The 22889-nt window shown below is 71.8% G+C and carries 19 protein-coding genes and 1 pseudogene; 11 read left to right on the top strand and 9 right to left on the bottom strand.

Annotated elements, in window-relative coordinates:
* The first annotated feature begins 138 nt into the window (after positions 1 to 138).
* The 4 genes and pseudogenes from ACIQFZ_RS02735 (at position 139) to ACIQFZ_RS02720 (ending at position 4089) form a co-directional block, all read left to right on the top strand.
* Positions 139 to 600: an SH3 domain-containing protein gene (locus ACIQFZ_RS02735; RefSeq protein ID WP_365776803.1), complete on the top strand. Its 462-nt coding sequence runs from the start codon at positions 139 to 141 to the stop codon at positions 598 to 600.
* Between the two features lie 43 nt (positions 601 to 643).
* Positions 644 to 2005 (top strand): FtsW/RodA/SpoVE family cell cycle protein, encoded by a 1362-nt coding sequence (locus ACIQFZ_RS02730; protein WP_402690432.1) that lies wholly within the window; start codon positions 644 to 646, stop codon positions 2003 to 2005.
* A gap of 19 nt (positions 2006 to 2024) precedes the next feature.
* Entirely contained in the window at positions 2025 to 3494 is a 1470-nt protein-coding gene (locus ACIQFZ_RS02725; protein ID WP_402690431.1) for a penicillin-binding transpeptidase domain-containing protein, read from the top strand.
* A gap of 44 nt (positions 3495 to 3538) precedes the next feature.
* Positions 3539 to 4089, top strand: a pseudogene (locus ACIQFZ_RS02720) (DUF3291 domain-containing protein).
* Here the strand turns inward: ACIQFZ_RS02720 and ACIQFZ_RS02715 are convergent.
* Positions 4071 to 5183 (bottom strand): ferritin-like domain-containing protein, encoded by a 1113-nt coding sequence (locus tag ACIQFZ_RS02715; RefSeq protein ID WP_365417427.1) that lies wholly within the window; start codon positions 5181 to 5183, stop codon positions 4071 to 4073. The pseudogene ACIQFZ_RS02720 and the gene ACIQFZ_RS02715 overlap by 19 nt on opposite strands.
* 152 nt (positions 5184 to 5335) lie before the next feature.
* Here ACIQFZ_RS02715 and ACIQFZ_RS02710 point away from each other — a divergent pair, with 152 nt between their 5' ends.
* The 4 genes from ACIQFZ_RS02710 (at position 5336) to ACIQFZ_RS02695 (ending at position 8939) form a co-directional block, all read left to right on the top strand.
* On the top strand, positions 5336 to 6274 hold the full coding sequence (locus ACIQFZ_RS02710) for a diiron oxygenase (protein WP_361414586.1): 939 nt from the start codon (positions 5336 to 5338) through the stop codon (positions 6272 to 6274).
* Between the two features lie 470 nt (positions 6275 to 6744).
* Positions 6745 to 7404, top strand: a complete 660-nt coding sequence (locus ACIQFZ_RS02705; RefSeq protein ID WP_365417424.1) for a helix-turn-helix domain-containing protein — start codon at positions 6745 to 6747, stop codon at positions 7402 to 7404.
* A 10-nt stretch (positions 7405 to 7414) separates the two neighbouring features.
* A complete protein-coding gene (locus tag ACIQFZ_RS02700; RefSeq protein ID WP_365776813.1) occupies positions 7415 to 7717 on the top strand; it encodes a hypothetical protein in 303 nt (100 codons plus the stop codon).
* Between the two features lie 103 nt (positions 7718 to 7820).
* Complete coding sequence (locus tag ACIQFZ_RS02695) at positions 7821 to 8939, top strand: NlpC/P60 family protein (protein ID WP_402690430.1); 1119 nt, start codon at positions 7821 to 7823, stop codon at positions 8937 to 8939.
* Here ACIQFZ_RS02695 and ACIQFZ_RS02690 read toward each other — a convergent pair.
* From ACIQFZ_RS02690 to ACIQFZ_RS02670, 5 genes are read right to left on the bottom strand one after another with little or no spacing between them, the layout of a single operon-like run.
* Complete coding sequence (locus tag ACIQFZ_RS02690) at positions 8936 to 10198, bottom strand: styrene monooxygenase/indole monooxygenase family protein (RefSeq protein ID WP_365417418.1); 1263 nt, start codon at positions 10196 to 10198, stop codon at positions 8936 to 8938. The genes ACIQFZ_RS02695 and ACIQFZ_RS02690 overlap by 4 nt on opposite strands.
* Positions 10199 to 10256: 58 nt before the next feature.
* Positions 10257 to 10895 carry an ATP/GTP-binding protein gene (locus ACIQFZ_RS02685; protein ID WP_365417416.1) on the bottom strand — a complete coding sequence of 213 codons (639 nt, stop codon included), beginning with the start codon at positions 10893 to 10895 and terminating at the stop codon, positions 10257 to 10259.
* Positions 10876 to 11283: a DUF742 domain-containing protein gene (locus ACIQFZ_RS02680; protein ID WP_365776819.1), complete on the bottom strand. Its 408-nt coding sequence runs from the start codon at positions 11281 to 11283 to the stop codon at positions 10876 to 10878. The genes ACIQFZ_RS02685 and ACIQFZ_RS02680 overlap by 20 nt, the downstream gene beginning before the upstream one ends.
* Positions 11280 to 11786, bottom strand: coding sequence for a roadblock/LC7 domain-containing protein (locus tag ACIQFZ_RS02675; protein ID WP_361414572.1), 507 nt, complete (start codon positions 11784 to 11786; stop codon positions 11280 to 11282). The genes ACIQFZ_RS02680 and ACIQFZ_RS02675 overlap by 4 nt, the downstream gene beginning before the upstream one ends.
* The gene (locus ACIQFZ_RS02670; RefSeq protein ID WP_402690429.1) at positions 11783 to 14647 is read right to left on the bottom strand and encodes a nitrate- and nitrite sensing domain-containing protein; all 2865 of its coding nucleotides are present in this window, start codon (positions 14645 to 14647) and stop codon (positions 11783 to 11785) included. Before ACIQFZ_RS02670 ends, ACIQFZ_RS02675 begins: the two co-directional genes overlap by 4 nt.
* Positions 14648 to 15105: 458 nt before the next feature.
* Here ACIQFZ_RS02670 and ACIQFZ_RS02665 point away from each other — a divergent pair, with 458 nt between their 5' ends.
* Positions 15106 to 15894: a hypothetical protein gene (locus ACIQFZ_RS02665; protein ID WP_365434540.1), complete on the top strand. Its 789-nt coding sequence runs from the start codon at positions 15106 to 15108 to the stop codon at positions 15892 to 15894.
* A 21-nt stretch (positions 15895 to 15915) separates the two neighbouring features.
* Here the strand turns inward: ACIQFZ_RS02665 and ACIQFZ_RS02660 are convergent, their stop codons facing one another.
* Positions 15916 to 16407, bottom strand: coding sequence for a MarR family winged helix-turn-helix transcriptional regulator (locus tag ACIQFZ_RS02660; RefSeq protein ID WP_376652147.1), 492 nt, complete (start codon positions 16405 to 16407; stop codon positions 15916 to 15918).
* A gap of 297 nt (positions 16408 to 16704) precedes the next feature.
* On the opposite strand from ACIQFZ_RS02660, the gene ACIQFZ_RS02655 reads away from it, so the two are divergent.
* Positions 16705 to 17523 (top strand): lysozyme, encoded by an 819-nt coding sequence (locus tag ACIQFZ_RS02655; RefSeq protein ID WP_365434535.1) that lies wholly within the window; start codon positions 16705 to 16707, stop codon positions 17521 to 17523.
* An 822-nt stretch (positions 17524 to 18345) separates the two neighbouring features.
* Here ACIQFZ_RS02655 and lon read toward each other — a convergent pair.
* A complete protein-coding gene (lon, locus tag ACIQFZ_RS02650) occupies positions 18346 to 20778 on the bottom strand; it encodes an endopeptidase La (RefSeq protein ID WP_365776602.1) in 2433 nt (810 codons plus the stop codon).
* 228 nt (positions 20779 to 21006) lie between these two features.
* On the bottom strand, positions 21007 to 21903 hold the full coding sequence (locus tag ACIQFZ_RS02645; protein ID WP_402690428.1) for a rhomboid-like protein: 897 nt from the start codon (positions 21901 to 21903) through the stop codon (positions 21007 to 21009).
* A 220-nt stretch (positions 21904 to 22123) separates the two neighbouring features.
* Between ACIQFZ_RS02645 and ACIQFZ_RS02640 the strand changes: the two genes are divergently transcribed.
* Positions 22124 to 22801 (top strand): spermidine synthase, encoded by a 678-nt coding sequence (locus tag ACIQFZ_RS02640; protein ID WP_383057072.1) that lies wholly within the window; start codon positions 22124 to 22126, stop codon positions 22799 to 22801.
* Positions 22802 to 22889 lie beyond the last annotated feature (88 nt).

Here is a 22889-nt window from a genome sequence, read left to right as displayed (position 1 = left end):
CCGGAGTGCCGCCCCCTCAGACGGCGGCGCCCTGATGGCGCAGTGTGACGGGCCTCCGGGATGCGGCACTCCTAATATGGCGGTTAGTCAGGTTCGCCCGCCTTCGAAGGGCTTCGCCACCTCAGGTGGAGGTGCTCCATGCCCCTGCGCTCCCCCCTCACCCGACTGGCCATGGCGGCAGCCACCGGCGCCCTCCTCTCCACGGTCGCCGTGGCGCCCGCCACCGCCGACGACGACGGCCGGAGCGGTCACCGGACGGCGGCCGCCCAGCACGGCACGACACCCGAGCAGGGCACGCCGCCCCAGCCGAGCGCGGCCGGACAGGACAGCGGCGACCCCGACCACCGCCACCCGCGCTTCCACCGGGGCGTCGTCACGGCCCGCGGCGCGCTCGCCCTGCGCAACCACCCCGACCGTGACGGCCGGGTGCTCCGGGTGCTCCGGGTGGCCCGGCCGGGCCGGCTCGTGTGGATCCACTGCAAGACGCTGAGCCAGGGGGTGAACGGCAACCGCGTGTGGTACCTGCTCTCGGACGGCATCTGGGCGTGGGGCTCGGCGCGCCACATCGCCAACATCGGGCCCTCGCCGCGCTGGTGCTGACACACCGGGCGAACAAGTCGCCCCTTTTGGGAAGGTTCCGGACATGACCCAGGCCGGAACCACCGTGGCAGCGGCCGCCCCGCCCGCCCCCGCCGACCGCCTCCCCCGGCGCCGCGGCGTCGAACTCTTCCTCATCGTCCTGGCCGTCCTGCTGTCGGTGTGCGGCTACTGCGCCGTCGGCCTGGCGAGGAACGGCACCGTCCCGCCCGGCGCAGCCGGATACGGCGCCGGGCTCGGCGTACTCGCGCTGGTCGCGCACATCGCGGTGCGCCTGCGCGCGCCGTACGCCGACCCGCTGCTGCTGCCCATCGCCGTACTGCTCAACGGGCTGGGCCTGGTGCTGATCTACCGGCTCGACCTGGAGACACCGGGCGACGAGGCCGCGCCCGCCCAACTCGTGTGGTCCACGGTGGGCGTGGGGCTGTTCATCCTGGTGGTGCTGGTGCTGCGCGACCACCGGTGGCTCCAGCACTACGCCTACCTCGGTGTCGCCAGCGCGCTCGCCCTGCTCGCGATGCCGATCCTCTTCCCCGCCGTCAACGGCGCCCACATCTGGATCCGGGTGGGCGAGTTCTCCATCCAGCCGGGCGAGTTCGCGAAGGTGCTGCTCGCGGTGTTCTTCGCCGCGTACCTGGCCGCCAACCGCGGCGCGCTGGCGTACAGCGGCCGCCAGGTGTGGCGGCTGCAACTGCCCACCGGCCGGGTGCTGGGGCCGGTGGTCACGGTCTGGCTGCTGAGCGTCTGCGTGCTGGTCCTGGAACGCGACCTCGGCACCTCGTTGCTGTTCTTCGGACTGTTCGTCGTCATGCTGTACGTGGCCACAGGCCGCACCGGCTGGATCGCGGTCGGGGTGCTCCTCGCGGCGGCCGGCGCGGTCGCGGTCGGCTGGCTGGAGCCGCACGTGCGCAGCCGGTTCGGGGAGTGGCTGCACCCGTTCGCGTCCATCGAGGCCGGTCAGGGGCCCGGCCAGGTGGCCCAGTCGCTGTTCTCCTTCGCGGCGGGCGGGGTGACCGGCACCGGGCTGGGCCTCGGCCACTCGATCCTCGTCGGCTTCGCCGTCAAGTCCGACTTCATCCTGGCCACCGCCGGGGAGGAACTGGGTCTGGCCGGGCTGTCCGCGGTCTTCCTGCTGTACGCGCTGCTCGTCGAGCGCGGCTACCGGGCGGGCCTCGCCCTGCGCGACCCCTTCGGCCGGCTGCTCGCGATCGGGCTCGCCTCGCTCATGGCGCTCCAGGTGTTCGTGATCGCGGGCGGAGTGACCGGTCTGATCCCGCTGACCGGACTGGCGCTGCCGTTCCTCGCGCAGGGCGGCTCGTCGGTCGTGACCAACTGGACGATCGTCGCGCTGCTGATCCGGGTGAGCCATGTGGCGCGCCGGGAGTACGACGGGACGGTGGTCCCGTGACCCGTGAGGAGGCCGTCCGTTGACCCGGTGCATCCGGCATGCCGCGACCTTCTGCGTGCTGCTGCTGGTGGCGCTGCTGGTGAACACCGCCTGGCTGCAGGTACTCCAGAGCCCGGAGTACGGCGGCAATCGGGCCAACCGCCGCCCCGCCATCGCCCGTTACCAGCAGCCGCGCGGCGAGATCCTGGTCGGCGGCCGGCCGGTCACCGGCTCCAAGGACACCCGGGAGCAGCTGCGCTTCGAACGGACCTACACGGACGGGCCGCTGTACGCGCCCGTGACCGGCTTCGCCTCGCAGCTGTACGGGACGACGCTCCTGGAGTACTCCGAGGACGCGGTGCTGTCGGGCTCCGATCCGATGCTCGCGGGGTTCGGGCTGTGGCGGGGCTTCAGCGGCGGGCAGAGCCCGGGCGGCAATGTGGTGACGACGATCGACCCGGCCGCCCAGCGGGCCGCGTTCGACGGGCTGGGCGGACGCAAGGGGGCGGTCGCGGCGATCGAGCCGGCGTCGGGGCGGATCCTGGCACTGGTGTCCACGCCCTCGTACGACCCCTCGCTGCTGTCCGGGAACAGGCCGGCGGTGTCGGCCGTGTGGGCGCGGCTGAACGAGGACCCGGAGCAGCCGATGCTGAACCGGGCGGTGCGGCAGACGTATCCGCCGGGGTCGACGTTCAAGGTGGTCACCGCGGCGGCCGCGCTGGACGCGGGCGTGGTGCGGGATCTGGACGAGCCGACCGACTCCCCCGACCCGTATCTGCTGCCCGGCACGAAGACGTGGCTGTACAACGAGGCCGACGACTGCGCGAACGCCTCCCTGCGGCATGCGTTCGAGTGGTCGTGCAACACGGTGTTCGCGAAGCTGGGCGTGGACGCGGGGGTGCGCGGCATGCAGGCCGCGGCGGAGGGGTTCGGCTTCAACGACAAGAAGGTGGGGATTCCCTTCTCGGTCTCGCCGAGCACCTTCGACACCCGGGTGGACCGGGCGCAGCTCGCGCTGTCGTCGATCGGGCAGTACAACACGCGGGCCACTCCGCTTCAGATGGCGATGGTGGCGGCCGCGGTCGCGAACGGCGGGCAGGCGCGGCCGCCGTACCTCGTGGAGCGGACCACCCGCCGGAACGGGGGCACGGTCTCCACGGCCGGCTCCCGGCCCGCGCGGCAGGTGATGCGTCCGACGACCGCGGCGCGGCTGCGGGAGCTGATGGCCGACGTGGTCACCGAGGGCACCGGCGGGAACGCGGCGATCCCCGGGGCCACGGTGGGCGGCAAGACCGGCACCGCCCAGCACGGCCTGGGCAACGCCGGTACGCCGTACGCCTGGTTCGTCTCCTGGGCGCAGGGCGACGACGACGTGGAGCCGAGGGTCGCGGTCGCCGTGGTGGTGGAGGACTCGTCCGCGCGGCGGGGCGACATCAGCGGGGGTGGTACGGCGGCGCCGATCGCCAAGGCGGTGATGGAGACGGTGCTGCACGCGCCGCCCGCTGGGTGAGACGGGGGTGCCAAGGACCACCGCGGCCGCCCTACCGTTCGGGCATGACGATTCCGGCATCGGTGTACGAACTCGCCCAGGTCAACATCGCCCGTCTCACCGCCCCACTGGACTCACCGCAGTTGAAGGACTTCGTGGACGCGCTCGACCCGGTGAACGCCGACGCGGAAGCCGCGGACGGCTTCGTCTGGCGGCTGAAGAGCGACTCCGGCAACGCGACGGACGTGGCGGTGTTCGGCGACGCGTGGCTGATCGTCAACATGTCGGTGTGGCGGGACGCGAACGCCCTGACGGCCTACGTCTACCGGGGCCGGCACCGCGAGATGCCGGCCCGCCGCCGTGTGGGGGTCCCCCCACGCCGTTCAGGCAGTGGGGGAGGTTCGAGCGGATGACGGAGGCGGTCACCGCGCTGTGGTGGGTTCCGGCGGGTCACCGTCCGACGGTGGCGGAGGCGGAGGAACGGCTCCTCCACCTCCGTGCGCACGGTCCGACGGAGTACGCGTTCACCCTGCGGGCGTCGTTTCCGCCCCGGCGGGCGGTGCCGATGGCCGGCGGGGCGCCCGAGCAGCCGGGTGATCAGCCGGTGAGGCGCTGACCTTCCTCGATCGCCTCCTCCACCTCCGCCACCCGCTCCCGCTCCTCGGCCGCGAAGCGTTCCGCGTCCAGCTTCTCGGCGATCTCCTCGTCCTGGGCCATGAGCTGGTCCAGGTTGGAGTCGCCCATCTCGAAGACTCCCATGTCGACATAGGCCTGCTGGAGGCGTTTGCCCCACAGGCCGATGTCCTTGACGCAGGGGACGATGCGACTGAAGAGCAACTGGCGGAAGAGCTGGAGGAATTCGGAGCGTTCGCTGAGTTCGTCGGCCTCCGCCCTGGGGATGCCGAAGTTCTCCAGGACCTCCACACCGCGCAGGCGGTCGCGCATCAAATAGCAGCCCTCGATGACGAATTCCTCGCGTTCGCGCAGTTCGGCGTCGGTGAGCTGCCGGTAGTAGTCGCGCAGGGCCATGCGGCCGAAGGCCACGTGGCGCGCCTCGTCCTGCATGACGTAGGCGAGGATCTGCTTGGGCAGGGGCTTGTTCGTGGTGTCGCGGATCATGCCGAAGGCCGCCAGGGCGAGGCCCTCGATCAGCACCTGCATGCCCAGGTACGGCATGTCCCAGCGGCTGTCGCGGAGGGTGTCGCCGAGGAGGGACTGGAGGTTGTCGTTGATCGGGTACAGCATCCCGATCTTCTCGTGCAGGAAGCGGCCGTAGATCTCGGCGTGCCGGGCCTCGTCCATGGTCTGGGTCGCCGAGTAGAACTTGGCGTCCAGGTCGGGGACGGACTCCACGATCCGCGCGGCGCAGACCATCGCGCCCTGCTCGCCGTGCAGGAACTGACTGAACTGCCAGGACGCGAAGTGGCGGCGCAGCTCGCCCTTGTCACGGTCGGTCATCTTCGCCCAGTGCGGGGTGCCGTAGAGGGTCATCGCCTCCTCGGGGGTGCCGAGCGGATCGTACGGGTCCACCTCCAGGTCCCAGTCGATCCGCTTCTGCCCGTCCCACTGCTTGTCCTTGCCCTTCTGGTAGAGGGCGAGGAGGCGGTCGCGGCCGTTGTCGTACTCCCAGCTGAAGCGAGCCGCGCCGGTCGCGGGGACCTGCCAGCGCGAGTCCCCCGGATTCCTGGCGTACAGGTCGTAGGTCGGCATACTTCGCAGGTTCACACGTAGACGTCGAGTCAACAAGTCACGCGCAAGGGATTGACGGGCTTGCTGACAGGCAGTCTCATAAGAGGCGGAGAACCTGACCCGCGGGTAACCAGCCGACCCAACCACATCCCGTACGACGAGGTGGGACAGCCATGACGACCGTGACGGAAGACGGCGCGCTCGCAGGCCTGCGCGACGCGCTCGGCCTGCTCAAGGACCGGGAGCAGGTGGCCGAGCGGCTGCTCGACTCTTCCGCCAAGCACTCCTTCGACCCGGACAGGGAACTGGACTGGGACGCGCCCTTCGAGGAGGGCAAGTGGTTCTGGCCGCCGGAGCTGCTGTCGCTGTACGACACGCCGCTGTGGAAGCGGATGGGCGAGGAGCAGCGGATCCTGCTCTCCCGGCACGAGGCAGCGGCGCTCGCCTCGCTCGGCATCTGGTTCGAGCTGATCCTCATGCAGCTGCTCGTGCGGCACATCTACGACAAGGCGGCCACGAGCGCGCATGTGCGGTACGCGCTGACCGAGATCGAGGACGAGTGCCGGCACTCGAAGATGTTCGCCCGCGTGATAGCGCGGGGCGAGACGCCCTGGTACCCGGTGAGCCGGGCGCACCAGAACCTCGGCCGGCTCTTCAAGACGATCTCCACGACCCCCGGGTCCTTCACCGCGACCCTGCTCGGTGAGGAGGTCCTGGACTGGATGCAGCGGCTGACGTTCCCGGACGAGCGGGTGCAGCCGCTGATCCGGGGCGTCACGCGGATCCATGTCGTGGAGGAGGCACGTCATGTCCGTTACGCCCGCGAGGAGTTGCGCCGGCAGATGATGACGGCGCCGAAGTGGTCGCAGGAGTTCACCCGGATCACCTCGGGCGAGTTCGCCCGGGTCTTCTCGGTCGCCTTCGTCAACCCCGAGGTGTACACGAACGTGGGCCTCGACAAGCGGGAGGCGATGGCCCAGGTGAAGGCGAGCGGGCACCGGCGGGAGGTCATGCAGACGGGCGCGAAGCGCCTGACGGACTTCCTGGACGACATCGGCGTCCTCCGCGGAGCCGGCCGCCGCCTCTGGCGATCCTCTGGCCTCCTGGCCTGACCCGCCCGGACCCCGCCCGAACGGCCCGGCGGCCCACCCGATGCCCGGGCCGCCGGCCTCGGCACGGGGCCGGACCCTGACAGCGGCTCCCCCACGTCCGGCACCGCCGACTCGATGCGGATCCGGCCGGTCCCGCTGCCGAGGCGGCAGCACCGTCCACAGCAGGTGACGAACCCCGGCGACACCCCCGGTGGCACCAGCGCCCCCGGGCCGACCGACCCGTGCGGCATGCGAAGCCACATGACCGACGGAAGCTGCCGTCATGCGGGGGCCGCGGGCCATGGGGGCCATGGGAGCCACTCGGCACAGCCGTGGTGTCGGTGATCCGGCACACCGCCGGTGCGCCAGCGCAATCCGCCGCCCCCGCTCCGGCGGCAGCAGATCCGGCCCCGAGCGGGGCGGCTCGCTCCGCCGGGGCTTCGGAGCGCGGGCTTGGGCCCCGGCTGCGGAGGCCGATTACGCTGCTGGTCATGAGCCCTGCCGCGTCCAGTCCCGCGTACCGTCGCCTCAGTGTCGAGGAGCGGCGGGCCCAGTTGCTCGACGCGGCTCTGTCCCTCTTCGCGCACCGGGCGCCCGAGGAGGTGTCGCTGGACGACGTGGCGGAGGCGGCGGGGGTGTCGCGCCCGCTGGTGTACCGGTACTTCCCGGGCGGCAAGCAGCAGCTGTACGAGGCCGCCCTGCGGTCCGCCGCCGACGAGCTGAGGCACTGCTTCGACGAACCGCAGCAGGGCCCGCTGCTGCCCCGCCTCGCCCGCGCCCTGGACCGGTACCTGGCCTTCGTCGACCAGCACGACGCCGGGTTCACCGCGCTGCTCCAGGGCGGCAGCGTGGTGGAGACCTCCCGCACGACGGCCATCGTGGACGGCGTGCGCCGGGCCGCCGCCGAGCGGATCCTGAGCCATCTGGAGGTCACGGACCCCGGCCCCCGGCTGCGCATGACCGTGCGGATGTGGATCACGGCCGTGGAGGCCGCCTCCCTGATCTGGCTGGACGAGGACAAGCAACCGCCCGCCGAGGAGCTGCGGGACTGGCTGGTCGAGCAGTTCGCGGCCGCGCTGACCGTGACCGCCGCCCGGGACGCGCAGACCGCCGAGCTGGTGGGGCGCGCACTGGCCGCGGCGGATGGCTGACACTGGTGCCGTGAAGAGCGAAGACACCCCCTTCGAGGGCGGCCCGATGGACGGGCGGGTGCTGCCCGTGCTGGTGGGACCCACCGGGAACCCGCCGAAGACCTACCGCATCCCGGTGCCGGACGCCGCGGGCGGCCCGCCGACCGTGCTCGTCTACCGACGGGTGCCGCGCGGGCACAGCAAGCGCCTGGGACTGCCCAAGGGCTGGAAGTACGAGTTCGACCCCGAGGGCAGGAGCGGCGGCCGGCTGAAATGGCCGTGGTCCAAGCCGGAGGGCCGGGCCGGCGGCAAGCCGAGCGACACCGACGGGTGACCTCGTTGCGCCGTACGCAGCACCATCGGCTCAGAAAATCCGTTCATACGTCGAATCCTCACGGTGCGGAGCGGAAACACCGCCCCGCACGGGAGGTGATGACGTGTCAGGAAGGGTTCCACGTCTGGTGTGTACGGCGGCGGTGGCGGCACAGGCCGCCTTCGTACCGGCGGCCGCCGTGGCCGTACCGGGGCCGCAGCAGCCCGGACAGCGGTCCGTCGCCCAGCTGCTGACGGATCTTCACAATCTGTACCGGCAGGCCGATCAGGCCACCGAGACCTACAACGCCACCGCCGAGCGGCTGCAGCAGCAGCGCACCGAGGCCGACCGCCTCGACGCCGACCTCGGCGCCGCCCGGCGTGCCCTGAACGACAGCCGCGCGAAGGCGGCACGGCTGGCTCTTCAGCAGTACCAGGGCAGCAGCACCGGACTCTCCCCGTACCTGCGGCTGCTGCTGGCGCCCGACCCGCAGCACGCGCTGACGGAGGGGGAGTTGATCCGGCGACTGGCACGGGAGCGGGCGGAGACGGTCAACCGGCTCACCGGCAACGAGAAGAAGGCCGCCGACCTTGCCCGCGCGGCCCGCAAGGCGGTCGGCACCCGGCTCGTGCTCGCCCGGCGGCAGCAGCAGGCACGGGACGACGTCCAGGGACGACTGCGCGACGTGGAGAAACTGCTGGCCTCGCTCAGCACCGAGCAGGTGACGGCGCTCGCCCGGACGGAGACGAACGGGATCACCGCGACGCAGAGCTCGTTCCTGGCCTCCGGGGCGCTCAGCGGTGCCCGCACGCCGTCACAGGAGGGCGACGAGGCCGTGCGTTACGCCGTGCGCCAGCTCGGCAAGCCCTACCAGTGGGGCGCCGTGGGCCCGCAGGCGTACGACTGCTCGGGGCTGACCTCACAGGCCTGGGAGCACGCCGGGACGCCCATCCCGCGCACCAGTCAGGAGCAGTGGGCCCGGCTGAAACGCATCCCGCTCCGCGATCTCAGGCCCGGCGACCTGGTCGTCTATTTCCCGCGGGCCACGCATGTCGCCCTCTACCTCGGCGACGGGATGGTGGTGCAGGCCCCACGGCCCGGAACCAAGGTGAAGGTGTCACCGGTCGCGGCCAACCCGGTGCTGGGCGCCGTACGGCCCGATCCGGGCGGGGAGCCCCTGCGGCGGTACACACCGCCGAGACTCCCCGAGGGCGCCCAGGCCGGGCCGGACGCGAGTCTCTAGACGGTGGAGGCCTCGGAGACCTCGGCGAGGTAGGCCTGGGCCTTGTCCGGGTCGAAGAAGAAGTTCTCCAGGTCGGACGGGTCGTCGAAGCAGTTCACGAAGCGGTCGGCGATCGGCTGGAGTTGGCCCGCCGCCCCGAGGACGTTCAGGACGTGCTCCGGCGGCGGGGCCAGCATGGCGTTGGTCCACTTGGTGACGTGCCGGGCGGTGGCCCAGTAGCGGTCGAACGCCTGCCGCATCCACTCCTCGTCGAACGGCTTGTCGCCGTGCTCGAGGATGGCGGCCAGGTACGCGGCGGCGCACTTGGAGGCCGAGTTGGAGCCCTGACCGGTGATCGGGTCGTTGGCGACGACGACGTCCGCGACGCCGAGGACCACGCCGCCGCCGGGCAGCCGGCCGATCGGCTGGCGCACGGTGGGGGCGTAACGGCCGGCGAGCGTGCCGCCCGCGTCCGTGAGTTCGACGCCGGCGGTCCGGGCGTGCTCCCAGGGCAGGAACGTCTTCATCAGGTCCAGCGTCAGGGCGAGGTGCTCTGACGGGTCCTTGACGCCACGGAAGGCGTCGAGCGGGCCGCCGGGTATGCCCTCCCAGAAGAGGATGTCGGCACGGCCGGAGAGGGTGTAGGTCGGCATGATGAACATCTCGCCGACGCCGGGCACCAGGTTGCAGCGGACCGCGTCGAACTCAGGGTGCTCCGGGCGCGGTCCCAGGCCGTGCACGTACGCCACCGCCAGCGCGCGCTGCGGCTCGCTGTACGGGGAGCGGGAGGCGTCCCGCTCGAACATCTTCACCAGCTCGCCCTTGCCCGCCGAGACGAGGACGAGGTCGTACGTGCGGGAGAAGTAGTCCAGGTCGCCGACCGCGGCGCCGTGGATGACGAGCTGGCCGCCGCGCTGGGCGAACGTCTCCATCCAGCCGGCCATCTTCACCCGCTGGTCGACCGACTGTGCGTACCCGTCGAGCCTGCCCACCCAGTCGATCGCGCGCTGCGAGGGACCGGGGTCGAAGGAGCCGGGGGCGGCGACCGAGACGCCGAGTCCCTCGATGTTCGGGGCCTGGGACTCCCAGAAGTTCAGATTCAGGTCGCGCTCGTGCTGGAGAGCCGTATGAAACATGCACTGCGTCGACATGACCCGGCCGGTGCGGATCTCGTCCGAGGTCCGGTTCGACATCAGGGTGACCTCGTACCCGTGCGACTGGAGTCCGAGGGCCAGCTGGAGACCGGACTGCCCGGCCCCCACGACGAGTATCTTCCGCATACGGGTGCTGCCTCCTACGACTTCGGGACTGCTCGCTGGACTGCTCGGGGAGCCGGTACTACTCCGGGGTCTCCTCGAGTGCGTGGGCCACGAGGGCCAGCAGGGTCTCGATGGCCGAGATCCGGCGCCGCGCGTCCATGATCATGACAGGTATGTGTGCGGGTATCGTCAGCGCCTCCCGCACGTCCTCCGAGTCGAACTGCTCACTGCCCTCGAAGTGGTTGACAGCGACGACGTACGGCAGCCCGCAGCTCTCGAAGTAGTCCAGCGCCGGGAAGCAGTCCTTCAGACGGCGGGTGTCGGCCAGGACCACGGCACCGATCGCGCCGCGCACCAGGTCGTCCCACATGAACCAGAACCGCTGCTGGCCCGGCGTACCGAACACGTAGAGCACGAGGTCGTCGTCGAGCGTGAGCCGGCCGTAGTCCATGGCGACGGTGGTCGTCACCTTGTCCGGCGTCTCGGTGAGGTCGTCGGTCTCCTCGCTCGCCTCGGTCATCAGCGCCTCGGTCTGCAGAGGCGTGATCTCCGAGACGGCGGTGACCAGCGTGGTCTTGCCGACGCCGAAGCCGCCGGCCACCACGATCTTCGTGGCGACCGGGGCACGGGTGCGGTCCGTCTGCCAGGGCTGCGGGGCCTCGTCGGCCTCGACGAGCGGGGGGACGCCCACGGCGGCGTCAGAGACGGCGGAGTCCACTCAGCACCCTTTCCAGCAGCGCGCGGTCCGGCCGGCCCGTGCCATGACCGGTTCCGGTTCCGTACACACGGATCTTTCCCTGGTCCGCGAGGTCGCTCAGGAGCACGCGGACCACACCGAGCGGCATCTTCAGCAGCGCGGCGATCTCGGCCACCGTCCGCATCCGGCGGCACAGTTCGACGATGGCCCGCACCTCGGGCATGCCCTGGTTGGCGAACGAGCCGTTGGCCAGCTCCTTGCGCTCCTCCGGGGCCTCCAGCGCGGCCACGAACGTCTCCACCAGGAGGACGTGGCCGAAGCGGGTACGGCCGCCGGTGAGCGAATAGGGGCGTACGCGGGAGGCCTTGCGGTCGCCGCCGCGGACGGGGAGCTTGGATGTACCGCTCATCGGGCCGCTCCTTGGGTACTCCCGTCGGTTTCCAGGGACTTGCGCAGCTCGCTGCGGAGTTCAGGCGTCAGGACGTGTCCGGCGCGGCCGACGAAGAGCGCCATGTGGTACGCCACGACGCTCATGTCGCACTCCGCGGAGCCGTGCACGCCGAGGAGCGACCCGTCGCTGATCGACATGACGAACAGGCTGCCCTCGTCCATCGCGACCATCGTGTGCTTGACCGCACCGGAGTCCATCAGCTTGGCGGCGCCGAGGGTGAGGCTGCCGATGCCGGAGACGATGGTGGCGAGGTCGGCGGCGGAGCCGCGCGGACCGGTGCGCGTCTCGCGGGCGTGGCGGGCCTCGTCGTTGCGGCCGGGGTCCGAGGAGAGGAGCAGGAGCCCGTCGGAGGAGACCACGGCCACGGATTCGATGCCGGGGACCTCCTCGACGAGGTTGGTCAGCAGCCAGTGCAGGTTGCGGGCCTCACTGCTCAGTCCGAAGGTACTGGGCGCGGTCAACTGCTTGCCTCCTCGACTGTGCCCCCCGTGTTCTGGTCGGCGATCTCCGCCTCCGCCTCCGCCTCGCGGTAGCCCTCCCGTGCTCCCCGGTGGAACCCGCCCAGGCGGCGGCGGAGTGCCTCGGCGTCCACGGAAGCGCTGCGCTGGCGCGGGGCCGGGGCGGGGGCGGATATCTTCGGGGTCCGCTTGGGCAGGCCCTTGGCGGTGACCTCGTCCTCCGGCGCATCGGGGGTCCGGTGGTGTTCCGCCTCGGCTTCGCCGTCGGCGGGGGTGTTCTGCTGCGGGGGCAGTGTGGTGCGGGCGGCCTCGATGCCGCCTCCGGCCGGTTCGTTCCCCTCGGCACGGGTGTCCCGCGGGAGCGGGGCCGCGGCCTCGGTCTCGTCCTCGGCCGGTTCACTCCCGGCCGCGGTACCCGTGGGGGTTTCCCGGTCGGGTGCGGACGGGCCCTGCCCGAAGTCGGTGGGGTCGGGGTGCGGGCGCGCCGGGTCCGGCTCCCCCGCGGGCGACGGGAGCAGGAGTTCCATCGTCGTCTCGGACGGCGATGCCGGTTCCTCGTCCGCCGGTTCCTCGCTCACCGACTCCTCGTCCGTCGGCTCCTCGTCCGCCGGTTCCCCGGTGGCCGGTTCCACGTTCGCCGACTCCGCCTCGCGCACGGCCTTCTCGGCCAGCGCGACCAGGGGGTCGGTGCCCTCGGCGCGGGCGGGCAGGACGTTGGAGTTGGCCTCGGCGTCGGCGCCGGGCAGAGAGACCGCGGGGGCCTCTCCGGGGGCCGAAGCCGAGTCCGCGACGGCGGAGGCGGGCGCGGCCGCCAGCACGGACTTGGGGACGACCACGACGGCCGCGATGCCGCCCTGCTTCTGCTCGCGCAACTGCACGCGCACGCCGTGCCGGTGGGCGAGACGGGCCACGACGTACAGGCCGAGGCCCAGACCCTGGTCGCCCTCCTTGTCGTAGGCGGACTTCGGGTCGAACTCGGTGAGGCGGCCGTTGAGCCGGGCCAGCCGCTCCTCGGGCACGCCGATGCCCCCGTCCTGGACGGAGAGCATGACCTCGCCGTTCTCCAGGAGCCAGCCGGAGACCTCGACGGGCTGGTCGGGCGGGGAGAACGAGGTGGCGTTCTCCATCAGTTCGGCCAGCAGGTGGGACAGGTCGTCCGCCGCGAAGCCCGCCACGTGCGTGTGCGACGGCAGCGCGGCGATACGGACACGCTCGTAGCGCTCGATCTCGCTGACCGCGGCGCGCACGACGTCGACCAGCGGGACCGGTCCTGCGTGCTGCTGGACGTGCTCGGAACCGGCCAGCACGAGGAGGTTCTCACTGTGCCGGCGCATGACCGTGGCGAAGTGGTCGAGCTTGAAGAGGGTGGACAGCCGGTCGGGGTCCTGCTCGCGGTCCTCCAGGCCCTCGATGACGGCGAGTTGCCGTTCCACCAGGCCGAGCGTGCGCAGCGCCAGATTGACGAAGCTGCCGCCTATGCCGCTGCGCAGCCGCTCCAGCTGGGCGGCGGAGTCGGCGAGTTCCGCGCGCAGTTCCTCGCGGGCGTCGGCCATCTTCTGGCGCTGGCCGACCAGGTGCTTGCGGTCGGTCTCCAGCGTGGCGATCCGCTCGGCGAGCACGACGGCCTGCGCGTGCAGGGTGTTGACGGAGCGGACGACCTGCGCGAACTCGTCGTTGCGGCCGTTGAACTTGACGGGTTCCTCGGTGGCCGGGTCCTGCGCGCCGGCCAGCCGGGCCGAGCCCAGGCGCAGCACCGCGAGCGGCCGGGTCAGGGTGCGGGCGAGCGCGGTGGCGATGCCGATGGTGACCAGCAGCAGGGCGCCGAGCAGGGCGATGCGGATCTCCAGCGCCGTGACGTCGTCGTCACGCAGCTGCGCCAGGTCCTTGGTGCGGCGGTCGTACAGAGAGGACTCCGCGCCGCGCATCAGGTCGAGGCGGGCGCTGAGCGCGGCGTCGGCCTTCTTGACGCTGGTGTCCAGGTCGCTGTCGGAGAGCGTCGGCTGCTGGGTGAGCGAGGCGAGGTACTTCTCCGCGGTGTCGACCTCGGCCCCGCTCACCGTGGAGTCGTACGACGCTCGGGCCTCCTGCGGCGCGTTGTCGCGGAAGCCGGCGAAGGCGGCGTCGGAGCGCAGCCGGGCCTGCTGGGCGGCGGCGCTCAGGACGTCGCGCTGCTTGGTGTCGGCCTCCGACGAGGTGGCGGTCTGCGAGGGCAGGCCGGTGACGGGGTCGTAGACGGTCTGCGTGGTGTGCGGCACGTTCAGCGCCGCGAGCAGCAGCCCGCGGGCCGCGGCGGCCTGCTGGACGGCGGCGTCGAGCTCGGCGAGCGCGTGGGCGCCGGAGCCGGCCCGCGTGGGCATCCGCTCGGCCAGCCGCTCGGCCAGCTTGTGCAGGTCGGTGATGGCGGCGGAGTAGGCCTGGTGGACCTGGAGGGCGGCGCTCTGCCCGGTGAGCGCGGAGCGGCGCACGGCGGCGATGCCGTCGAGGTCCTTGCGCAACCAGGCCGGCATGTCCTGGTCGGCGCGCAGCTCGTCGACCTGGCGGTCCACGCGGGTACTGCGCTGCTCGGAGGGCGCCTTCGACCCGGGGCGGCCGGCGGCGACGTAGGAGGTGACCTCGTCGCGCTCGTCGGCCAGCGAGTGGGCGAGGGTGAGCGCGTCCTGGGTCTGCCCGGCGAGCGTCACCAGGTTCTGGGAGTCGTTCACCTGCCCGGAGGCGGCTATGAGGGAGGGCGCGCCCGCACCCGCCACCGCGGCGGCCACGACGGCGACGGCGGCGATCAGACGGTTGCGTACATGCGTGGGACGGCCCTTGCCGACGGGGGTGACGGGGGGCGTGCCGGGCGTCTGCGCCGGGTCTCCTGCCATGGCCGTCTGCTTGCCTGCGCGCCGAGGCCGCTTCTTCTGCACCGGTGCTCGCATTCCTGTACTCGTGTACTCATGGGCCCGGGTGGTGCCCGTCAGCTGGCGCGGACAGGCGCGTACACCCTCCCCACGCTCTCGACTCCGCTCGAGCAGGGGGGACCTGCATCGGTTCCCGACCCTCCCAGTGCCGGTGGGCAGTGGTCCTGCATCGTCCGACCGGCCACCCGAAGGAGTGAACCCCGGAGGGGAGTTGGCGGGCAAGTTCCTCCGGCGCATGCGCGGGCACGGCGCGGTGGGCCGGTTGGACGTCCGCGGCGGGCTTTGGCAGTATTCGCCGCCACGCCTTGCCGGAGTGATCCAATTGCACCCAAAACAGGCGGCTGACCTGCGTCACCGCACCGAATCCCGGATGGTTGCCACCCTTTCGCAGGGCTTGTGAAGGGCTCGTGCAGACTGGCCGGATGCGCACTGAGGTTGTTTCGGAGCCCGGCCGTCCCGACTGCCCCAACGAGGACTTCGCGAGTATCGGACTACCCGCGTCTGGACAGGGCGGTTGCCTTGTCGTCCTGGACGGGGTGACACCGCCGCGGACCGGAACGGGGTGTTCGCATTCGGTCTCCTGGTTCACCGCCCGACTGGGCGGCGCGCTGACCGAACTGACGGTTTCCTGCCGAGATCTGACACTGCCGGAGATTCTTTCGCGCGCGATCCTCCGTACCGCCGAGTCACACGCTCCGACCTGTGACCTTTCTCACCCGCGCACGCCACAGGCAACCGTTGTTCTGGCCCGCTGGTCGGCGGAGGCGGTCGAGTACCTGGTGCTGTCCGACTCGGTCCTGCTGCTGGAGTCCCCCGACGGTCCGGTCACCCCGGTCCTGGACGACCGGCTGGCCCGGCTTCCCCGGGCCTCGCTCGCCACGGACGCGCTCATCGACGCCGTCGTGCGCAACAAGGAGGGCGGCTTCTTCACCGCGGCGGCGGATCCCTCGGTGGCCGCCCGTGCCGTGACGGGCAGCGTGCCGCGCGCCGAGGTCCGCGCGCTGGCCGCGCTGACGGACGGGGCGGCGCGGTGGGTGGAGAAGTTCCAGGCGGGTGACTGGGCGCGGTGCCTCGGTCTCGTGCGCGAGGAGGGTGCGGGCTCGCTCGTGGGCCGGGTGCGGGCCCTGGAGACGGCCGACAAGGAGGAGCGGACGTATCTGCGCCGCAGCAAGACGCACGACGACGCGACGGTGGTGTTCGTGGAGCTGTGAGCGGCCGGGGCCGCGGGCCGGCTACTTCTCCGTGACCTCGTTCAACTCGTGCAGCAGCCGGGCCAGTTCGGCCACCTCGCGGCGGTCCCAGTGGGCGAGCTGGCTGACGTAGCGGGCACGGCGGGCCTCGCGCACCTGACCGACCCGGCGGCGGCCGTCGTCGGTGAGGGCCACCAGCCAGGCCCGGCCGTCGGCGGGGTCCGGTTCCCGGGCGACCAGGCCGAGTTGCTCCAGTGCGTGCAGTTGGCGTGACATGGTCGCCTTGCCGACGCCGATGTAGCCGGCCAGCTCCGTGGCGCGCTGGCGGCCGCACTCCTCCAGGCGGACCAGCAGTCCGTAGGCGGCGGGCTCCAGATGGGGGTGGACCTCGCGGGCCATCTCACCCTGGTTGGCCCGCGCACGCCGCAGCAGCACCGTCAGTTCCCGTTCGAGGGACAGGAACTCCCGGTCCGCACCACTCGGTGCCGTGCCGGACGCGCCCTCGCGTCCGCCGCCGTTTGCGTCTTCGTGCACGTCAGCCCCTGCCTGAAGGTTTCCCGTTCCTGAAAGTTTCCGCCAGTCGGCGCCATCACCGCAGCTCCGTCAGTATTTCGCAGGCGTGGACCATCGGCAGACTCCGGGCCCCCTTCCCAGGCGCCGGTCTACGTGCGTAGCTTCGTTGCCAGGCAATTACCGGCATGCTCACGCCACTGCTGTCGCCCGCGGTCGCGGGCCGGCGTGGCCCTGCTCGTCAGCGCGACCGGGACATGGCCGTGACCGGGTCATGCCCGTATCCCCCCACCGAGCACCACCGAGCTTCGGAGGCACGTCATGTCCGTGCACAGATCCGGAACGGCCCGCGTACGGCGGCTCACCGCCGCGGGAATCCTGCTCGCCGCGTTCTCCCTGCTCTTCACCCTCCCCTCCGCCGCCGCCACCGTGCCCGCCCGCGGCTCCGCCTACATGGGCATGGGCGTCGTGCCGCACGACGGCCAGGGCGGCACGCCGGCCGGCGGCGACGCCACCCAGACCGAGGGCGTCGACGTGTCCGGCTACCAGGGCAACGTCGCCTGGTCCACGCTGTGGAACAGCGGCGTCAGGTGGGCGTACACGAAGGCCACCGAGGGGACGTACTACACGAACCCCTACTTCGCCCAGCAGTACAACGGCTCGTACGGCGTCGGCATGATCCGCGGCGCGTACCACTTCGCGACCCCGGACACCACCAGCGGCGCCGCCCAGGCCAACTACTTCGTCGACCACGGCGGCGGCTGGTCCCGCGACGGCAAGACCCTGCCGGGCGCCCTCGACATCGAGTGGAACCCCTACGGGGCCGCCTGCTACGGCAAGACGGCGAGCGCGATGGTCGGCTGGATCGCCGACTTCCTGAACACCTACAAGGCCCGCACGGGCCGGGACGCCGTGATCTACACGGCCACCAGCTGGTGGACCCAGTGCACCGGCAACTACGGCGGCTTCGCCACCAACAACCCGCTGTGGATAGCCCGTTACGCCTCCGACCCGGGCACCCTGCCGGCCGGCTGGGGCTACTACACCATGTGGCAGTACACGTCGTCCGGCCCGACGGTCGGCGACCACGACAAGTTCAACGGCGCGCTGGACCGCGTACAGGCACTCGCCAACGGCTAGTGCTGTGACCGGGAAGGTTTGCCGGAAAGCTCGCGGCGTCCGGTGCGGTACATCGCAAGGCGGAGCATCACCCGCGTACTGGATGTACTCGGGTGATGCGACAACGCGGCTGGGGGTCCCCCCTGCTCGAAGAGCTTGGGGGAGCCGTGCCGGGCGTCGCGAGCCGGTGAACCTTTCCAGTCGCAGCACTGGCCCCCGACTCCCCGGCCGGGGCAGGGAGTCGCCCCGACCGGGGCCCGGGGCGCCCCCGGCGCAAGCGCGGCGGCCCACACCGGGCGCGCCCCGGAACCCCACGCCCCCCGCCGCCCCGGGGGCGCAACGTCTCGACCGGAGCCGAGGAGGCGGCGGCATCGCCCGGAGCCCCGGGGGTGGCCTGGCCGGGAGTTCGGCCCGGAACCCCGGGGCTCGTCAGCTCAGCCCCTCCCCCGGCGGGGGCACGGCGGTTCGGCCGGGCGCCTGGGCAGGGCGGCGATTCGGCACATCTCGCGCATGGCGATAAAGCCGCAGACCCCGGCGCGGCGATACAGCCGGAGGCCCCGGGCATGGTGCTCGGCGGGAGCCCGGGGGTGTGGCAGTTGGGTCAGCCCCAGCGCGCGCTGGTTCAGCCGAAGTCCACGGGGTGGCGATAGAGCCGGAAACCCGGGGCACGGCCACATGCTCAGAGGCTAGCCGCGCTCGCGGCGCGGGCGACCCGGTCGGGCCTCCCGCGTCGGCCGCGGTGGCCTGCCATCAGGCAACGGCGCCTGGCGGCCGGCAGGCCACGGCGGTGAGCCGAGGTGGGCCGTACTTGCGCCCCAATGAACCGCTCACCGCGCGGCAGCGCTACGCGGCGGCCGGGATCTCCGGTGACGCGCCGTTCGTCGCGGGGGTCAGGGCCAGTTCCAGGACCTGGCGGACGTCGGTGACGGTGTGGACGTCGAGCTTGTCCAGCACCTCCGCCGGTACGTCGTCCAGGTCGGGCTCGTTCCGCTTGGGGATGACCACCGTCGTCACACCCGCGCGATGGGCGGCGAGCAGCTTCTGCTTGACGCCGCCGATGGGCAGGACACGCCCGGTCAGCGAGACCTCGCCGGTCATCGCCACGTCCGTGCGGACCAGGCGGCCGGACAGGAGCGAGGCGAGCGCGGTCGTCATCGTGATGCCCGCGCTCGGACCGTCCTTCGGCACCGCGCCCGCCGGGAAGTGGATGTGCACACCCCGGTCCTTCAGATCGCCCACGGGCAGCTCCAGTTCCGCGCCGTGGCTGCGCAGGAAGCTCAGCGCGATCTGCGCGGACTCCTTCATCACGTCGCCCAGCTGACCGGTCAGGGTCAGCCCGGCCGCGCCCGTCTCCGGGTCCGCCAGGGACGCCTCGACGAAGAGGACGTCGCCGCCGGCCCCGGTGACCGCGAGGCCCGTCGCCACGCCCGGGACGGACGTCCGCCGCTCGGCCGGGTCCTGGGCGGACTCCGGTACGTGGTGCGGACGGCCGATCAGCCCCCGCAGTTCACCGTCCGTGACGGTGAACGGCAGCTCCCGCTCACCCAGTTCGTGCTGCGCCGCGATCTTGCGCAGCAGCCGTGCGATGGACCGCTCCAGGGTGCGCACACCCGCCTCGCGCGTGTACTCGCCGGCGAGCCTGCGCAGCGCGCCCTCCTCGATCGTCACCTCGTCCCGGTGCAGGCCCGTCCGCTCCAGCTGGCGCGGAAGCAGGTGGTCGCGCGCGATGACGACCTTCTCGTCCTCGGTGTAGCCGTCCAGGCGCACGATCTCCATCCGGTCGGCCAGCGCCTCCGGGATCGCCTCCAGGACGTTGGCCGTGGCCAGGAAGACGACGTCGGACAGGTCCAGCTCCACCTCCAGGTAGTGGTCCCGGAAGGTGTGGTTCTGCGCCGGGTCCAGGACTTCGAGCAGGGCCGCGGCCGGGTCCCCGCGGAAGTCGGAACCCACCTTGTCGATCTCGTCCAGCAGGACCACCGGGTTCATCGACCCGGCCTCCTTGACGGCGCGCACGATCCGCCCGGGCAGCGCGCCGACGTACGTACGCCGGTGACCGCGGATCTCGGCCTCGTCGCGGACGCCGCCCAGGGCGACGCGCACGAACTTCCGTCCCATCGCGTGGGCGACGGACTCGCCGAGGCTGGTCTTTCCCACACCGGGCGGCCCGACGAGCGCGAGCACGGCACCGCCGCGCCGCCCGCCGATCACGCCCAGGCCCCGGTCGCCGCGCCGCTTGCGCACCGCCAGGTACTCGGTGATCCGCTCCTTCACGTCCTCCAGACCCGCGTGCTCGGCGTCCAGGACCGCCTTGGCGCCCTGGATGTCGTAAGCGGAAGCACTGTCATCGGTTCGCTCGTTCCACGGCATGTCGAGGATCGTGTCGAGCCAGGTGCGGATCCAGGAGCCCTCGGGGGACGCGTCGGAGGCGCGCTCCAGCTTGTCGACCTCCTTGAGCGCGGCCTCCCGGACCTTCTCGGGCAGGTCGGCGGCCTCGACGCGGGCGCGGTAGTCGTCGGACTCCTCGCCGTCGCTCTCCCCGTTCAGCTCGCGCAGCTCCTTGCGGACGGCCTCCAGCTGGCGCCGCAGCAGGAACTCGCGCTGCTGCTTGTCGACGCCCTCCTGGACGTCCTTGGCGATGGACTCGGCCACGTCCTGCTCGGCGAGGTGGTCGCGCAGTTGCTGGGTGGCGAGCTTGAGACGGGCCACCGGGTCGGCCGTCTCCAGCAGCTCGACCTTCTGCTCGGTGGTCAGGAAGGGCGAGTAGCCGGAGTTGTCGGCGAGCGCGGAGACGTCGTCGATTGCCTGCACGCGGTCGACCACCTGCCAGGCGCCGCGCTTGCGCAGCCAGGCGGTGGCGAGCGCCTTGTACTCCTTCACCAGTTCGGCGACCTGGCCGGGCAGCGGCTCGGGCAGGTTCTCCTCGATCCGGGTCCCCTCGACCCACAGCGCCGCGCCAGGACCGGTGGTCCCGGCGCCGATCCGCACACGTCCGCGGCCGCGGATGAGCGCGCCCGGGTCACCGTCGGCCAGCCGGCCCACCTGCTCGACCGTGCCCAGCACACCGGTCTTGGCGTATGTCCCCTCGATCCGCGGCACCAGCAGCACCCTGGGCTTGCCTGGCTCGTCCCGCGCGGCGGCCTGCGCGGCCTCCACCGCGGCCCGTACCTCGGCGTGGCTCAGGTCGAGCGGAACCACCATCCCGGGCAGTACGACCTCGTCGTCGAGCGGCAGCACGGGCAGGGTGAGCGGTGTGAAGGCAGTGGACTCAGCAGCCATGATCTTCCCTTCGGCAGTCAAGTTGAGCTATGCCGACTCAATGCACGACGCCGGTCGATTGTTCCCCGGCATCTGTTCGCTCTGAGCGATCGGGCATCCACAAACAGCACACACAGGCAGAAAGGAGGGAGAAAGAAAGGAGACAGAGGAGAGAAGGGAGACAGAGGAGAGAAGGGAGAGCAAGGAGAGAGGAAGAGAGGGCAGACAGGACAGGGAGCCGGAAGAGGCTCAGGCCGTCCCGGGCGCGGCACCCGCCTCCGCGAGACGCGTCCGCCGCCAGCGCCGTATCACCGGCCACGTCGCCACGCCGAGCCCCACCGCGATCAGATGGCCGCAGCTCGTCATCGGATCGTCGAACGCGGCCAGGTCCTGAACCAGCATGCCCACGAACAGGGTGAGCAGGGGCCAGCGGAGCCAGGGCGTGAGCAGGCCGGCCAGGGCGCCGAGACTGGCCGCGACGCCGAAGCTGATGCCGTAGTCGAGGCGGTGCGCCGAACTGCCCGGCAGGCGGCCCGTGAGCACCGCGAGCCCGACGGGGACCTCGGTGGCGAGGGTGGCCAGGACGTGCCCGAACAGGAACACGCCGACGGTGCGCAGACCGCCTATCCGGCGTTCCAGCGCGGTGAGGACCAGCAGGAAGCACAGGGAGTACGCCGACACGACGCCGCCCGCGATCCACAGCGCGCTGGCCGGCAGCACCAGCAGGGGCGCCCGCACGAGGTGGGCGACATCCGTGCTGGAGCTCTGCTGCAGGGCGTCCACCACCGCGGGATCGGCGTACCGGGCGACGAGCGAGGTGACGACCAGCAGCGCCGCGTACCCGAAGGTGAAGGGGGTGCCGGTGGGGCTGGGCAGCAGCCGCCAGGGACGCAGACCGCGCAGCCCTCTGAATCCCACGGCGGGCCGCGCCGAGCGGGCCGGTTCCGCGCGCCCGCCTCCCAGGACGGCGCCGTGCGCCCGCTGCTGCGGCATCCCGTACAGCGCCTGCGACACCTGTACCGGAACGTCGGCCACGGCCGTGTCCGCGCCTCCGTCCGCGCCCTCGTCCATGACGGCGTCCGGAGGCAGGGGGCGACCCGAAGGTGCCGGCGGGCCCGAGGGGCCGGCCGTCGCGGTCCGTTCCACGGTGCGGCACTCCTTCCGTCGCGCTCCACACTTCGTGTGCCGGGCGCCCCTGTCCATGACCGACGCCACCCACGCAACAATTCTCAGCAACCTATTAGGTTCCCGGCGACCCCAGCGGGCCCGGCAACCCCGCAGACGGGCGAAGCCCGCGACGCGCTCGCACACGGGTGTCACCCTTAATTCATGTGGCCGTACGGGTCCGTTGGGGCAGGATGACCCCATGACCGGCTCGTACGACGCCCCCGAGGTGCTGGACCGCCGCGAGGGCCCCCACGGCGAGGTCGTGCTGCGCCGGCACGGGGCACTGCTGCAGATCATCGCCAACGGCTGCTTCCTGATGGACACCTCCGACGGACGCTCCGAGCGCCTCCTGGTCGACGCGGCGCTCACCGCGCTGCCGGAGCGGCGGGCACCGAGCGTCCTGATCGGCGGCCTCGGTGTCGGCTTCTCACTCGCGCACGCCGCGGCGGACCCGCACTGGGGACGGATCACCGTTGTCGAACGCGAACGCGCGATCATCGACTGGCACCGCGGCGGCCCCCTCGCCGAGCTGACCGCCCGCGCGCTGGCCGACCCGCGCACCGAGATCGTCGAAGGAGATCTGATCGCCTACGTCAATGAGACATCCGACACGTTCGACGCGCTGTGCCTGGACATCGACAACGGCCCCGACTGGACGGTCACCGAGGACAACCAGGAGCTGTACGGACAGGCCGGACTGACAAGCTGCGCAAGGGCGTTGAAGCCGGGCGGGGTACTCGCCGTGTGGTCCGCGAAGCCATCTGCGGAATTTGAAGGAACCTTGCGGAATGTCGGATTCCGACAGGTGCGCACCGAAGAGGTCCCCGTTGCCCGGGGCGTTCCGGACGTCGTGCATCTCGCGGTCCTACCTGGATAGCAAAGGTGTGGGGAGTCCCCGTACGCTGCTCCCTTGGCGCCGATCATTCAAGCGTCAATCGCAACTACGCGCAGTCAAGGAATCACCC

The organism is Streptomyces sp. NPDC093064 (assembly GCF_044754605.1).
In the GTDB taxonomy this organism is placed as follows: Bacteria; Actinomycetota; Actinomycetes; order Streptomycetales; family Streptomycetaceae; genus Streptomyces.
The sequence above is the reverse complement of the archived record's forward strand: the minus strand, read 5'-3'. Positions and strand labels throughout refer to the sequence as shown.

Bases quoted from the DNA above. Each gene is read 5' to 3' on its own strand.
- ACIQFZ_RS02680 (WP_365776819.1), bottom strand. From the start codon at position 11,283: ATGAGCGGTACATCCAAGCTCCCCGTCCGCGGCGGCGACCGCAAGGCC.
- ACIQFZ_RS02655 (WP_365434535.1), top strand. From the start codon at position 16,705: ATGTCCGTGCACAGATCCGGAACGGCCCGCGTACGGCGGCTCACCGCC.
- ACIQFZ_RS02730 (WP_402690432.1), top strand. From the start codon at position 644: ATGACCCAGGCCGGAACCACCGTGGCAGCGGCCGCCCCGCCCGCCCCC.
- ACIQFZ_RS02670 (WP_402690429.1), bottom strand. From the start codon at position 14,647: ATGGCAGGAGACCCGGCGCAGACGCCCGGCACGCCCCCCGTCACCCCC.
- ACIQFZ_RS02665 (WP_365434540.1), top strand. From the start codon at position 15,106: ATGCGCACTGAGGTTGTTTCGGAGCCCGGCCGTCCCGACTGCCCCAAC.
- ACIQFZ_RS02640 (WP_383057072.1), top strand. From the start codon at position 22,124: ATGACCGGCTCGTACGACGCCCCCGAGGTGCTGGACCGCCGCGAGGGC.
- ACIQFZ_RS02690 (WP_365417418.1), bottom strand. From the start codon at position 10,198: ATGCGGAAGATACTCGTCGTGGGGGCCGGGCAGTCCGGTCTCCAGCTG.
- ACIQFZ_RS02710 (WP_361414586.1), top strand. From the start codon at position 5,336: ATGACGACCGTGACGGAAGACGGCGCGCTCGCAGGCCTGCGCGACGCG.
- ACIQFZ_RS02705 (WP_365417424.1), top strand. From the start codon at position 6,745: ATGAGCCCTGCCGCGTCCAGTCCCGCGTACCGTCGCCTCAGTGTCGAG.
- lon (WP_365776602.1), bottom strand. From the start codon at position 20,778: ATGGCTGCTGAGTCCACTGCCTTCACACCGCTCACCCTGCCCGTGCTG.
- ACIQFZ_RS02715 (WP_365417427.1), bottom strand. From the start codon at position 5,183: ATGCCGACCTACGACCTGTACGCCAGGAATCCGGGGGACTCGCGCTGG.
- ACIQFZ_RS02735 (WP_365776803.1), top strand. From the start codon at position 139: ATGCCCCTGCGCTCCCCCCTCACCCGACTGGCCATGGCGGCAGCCACC.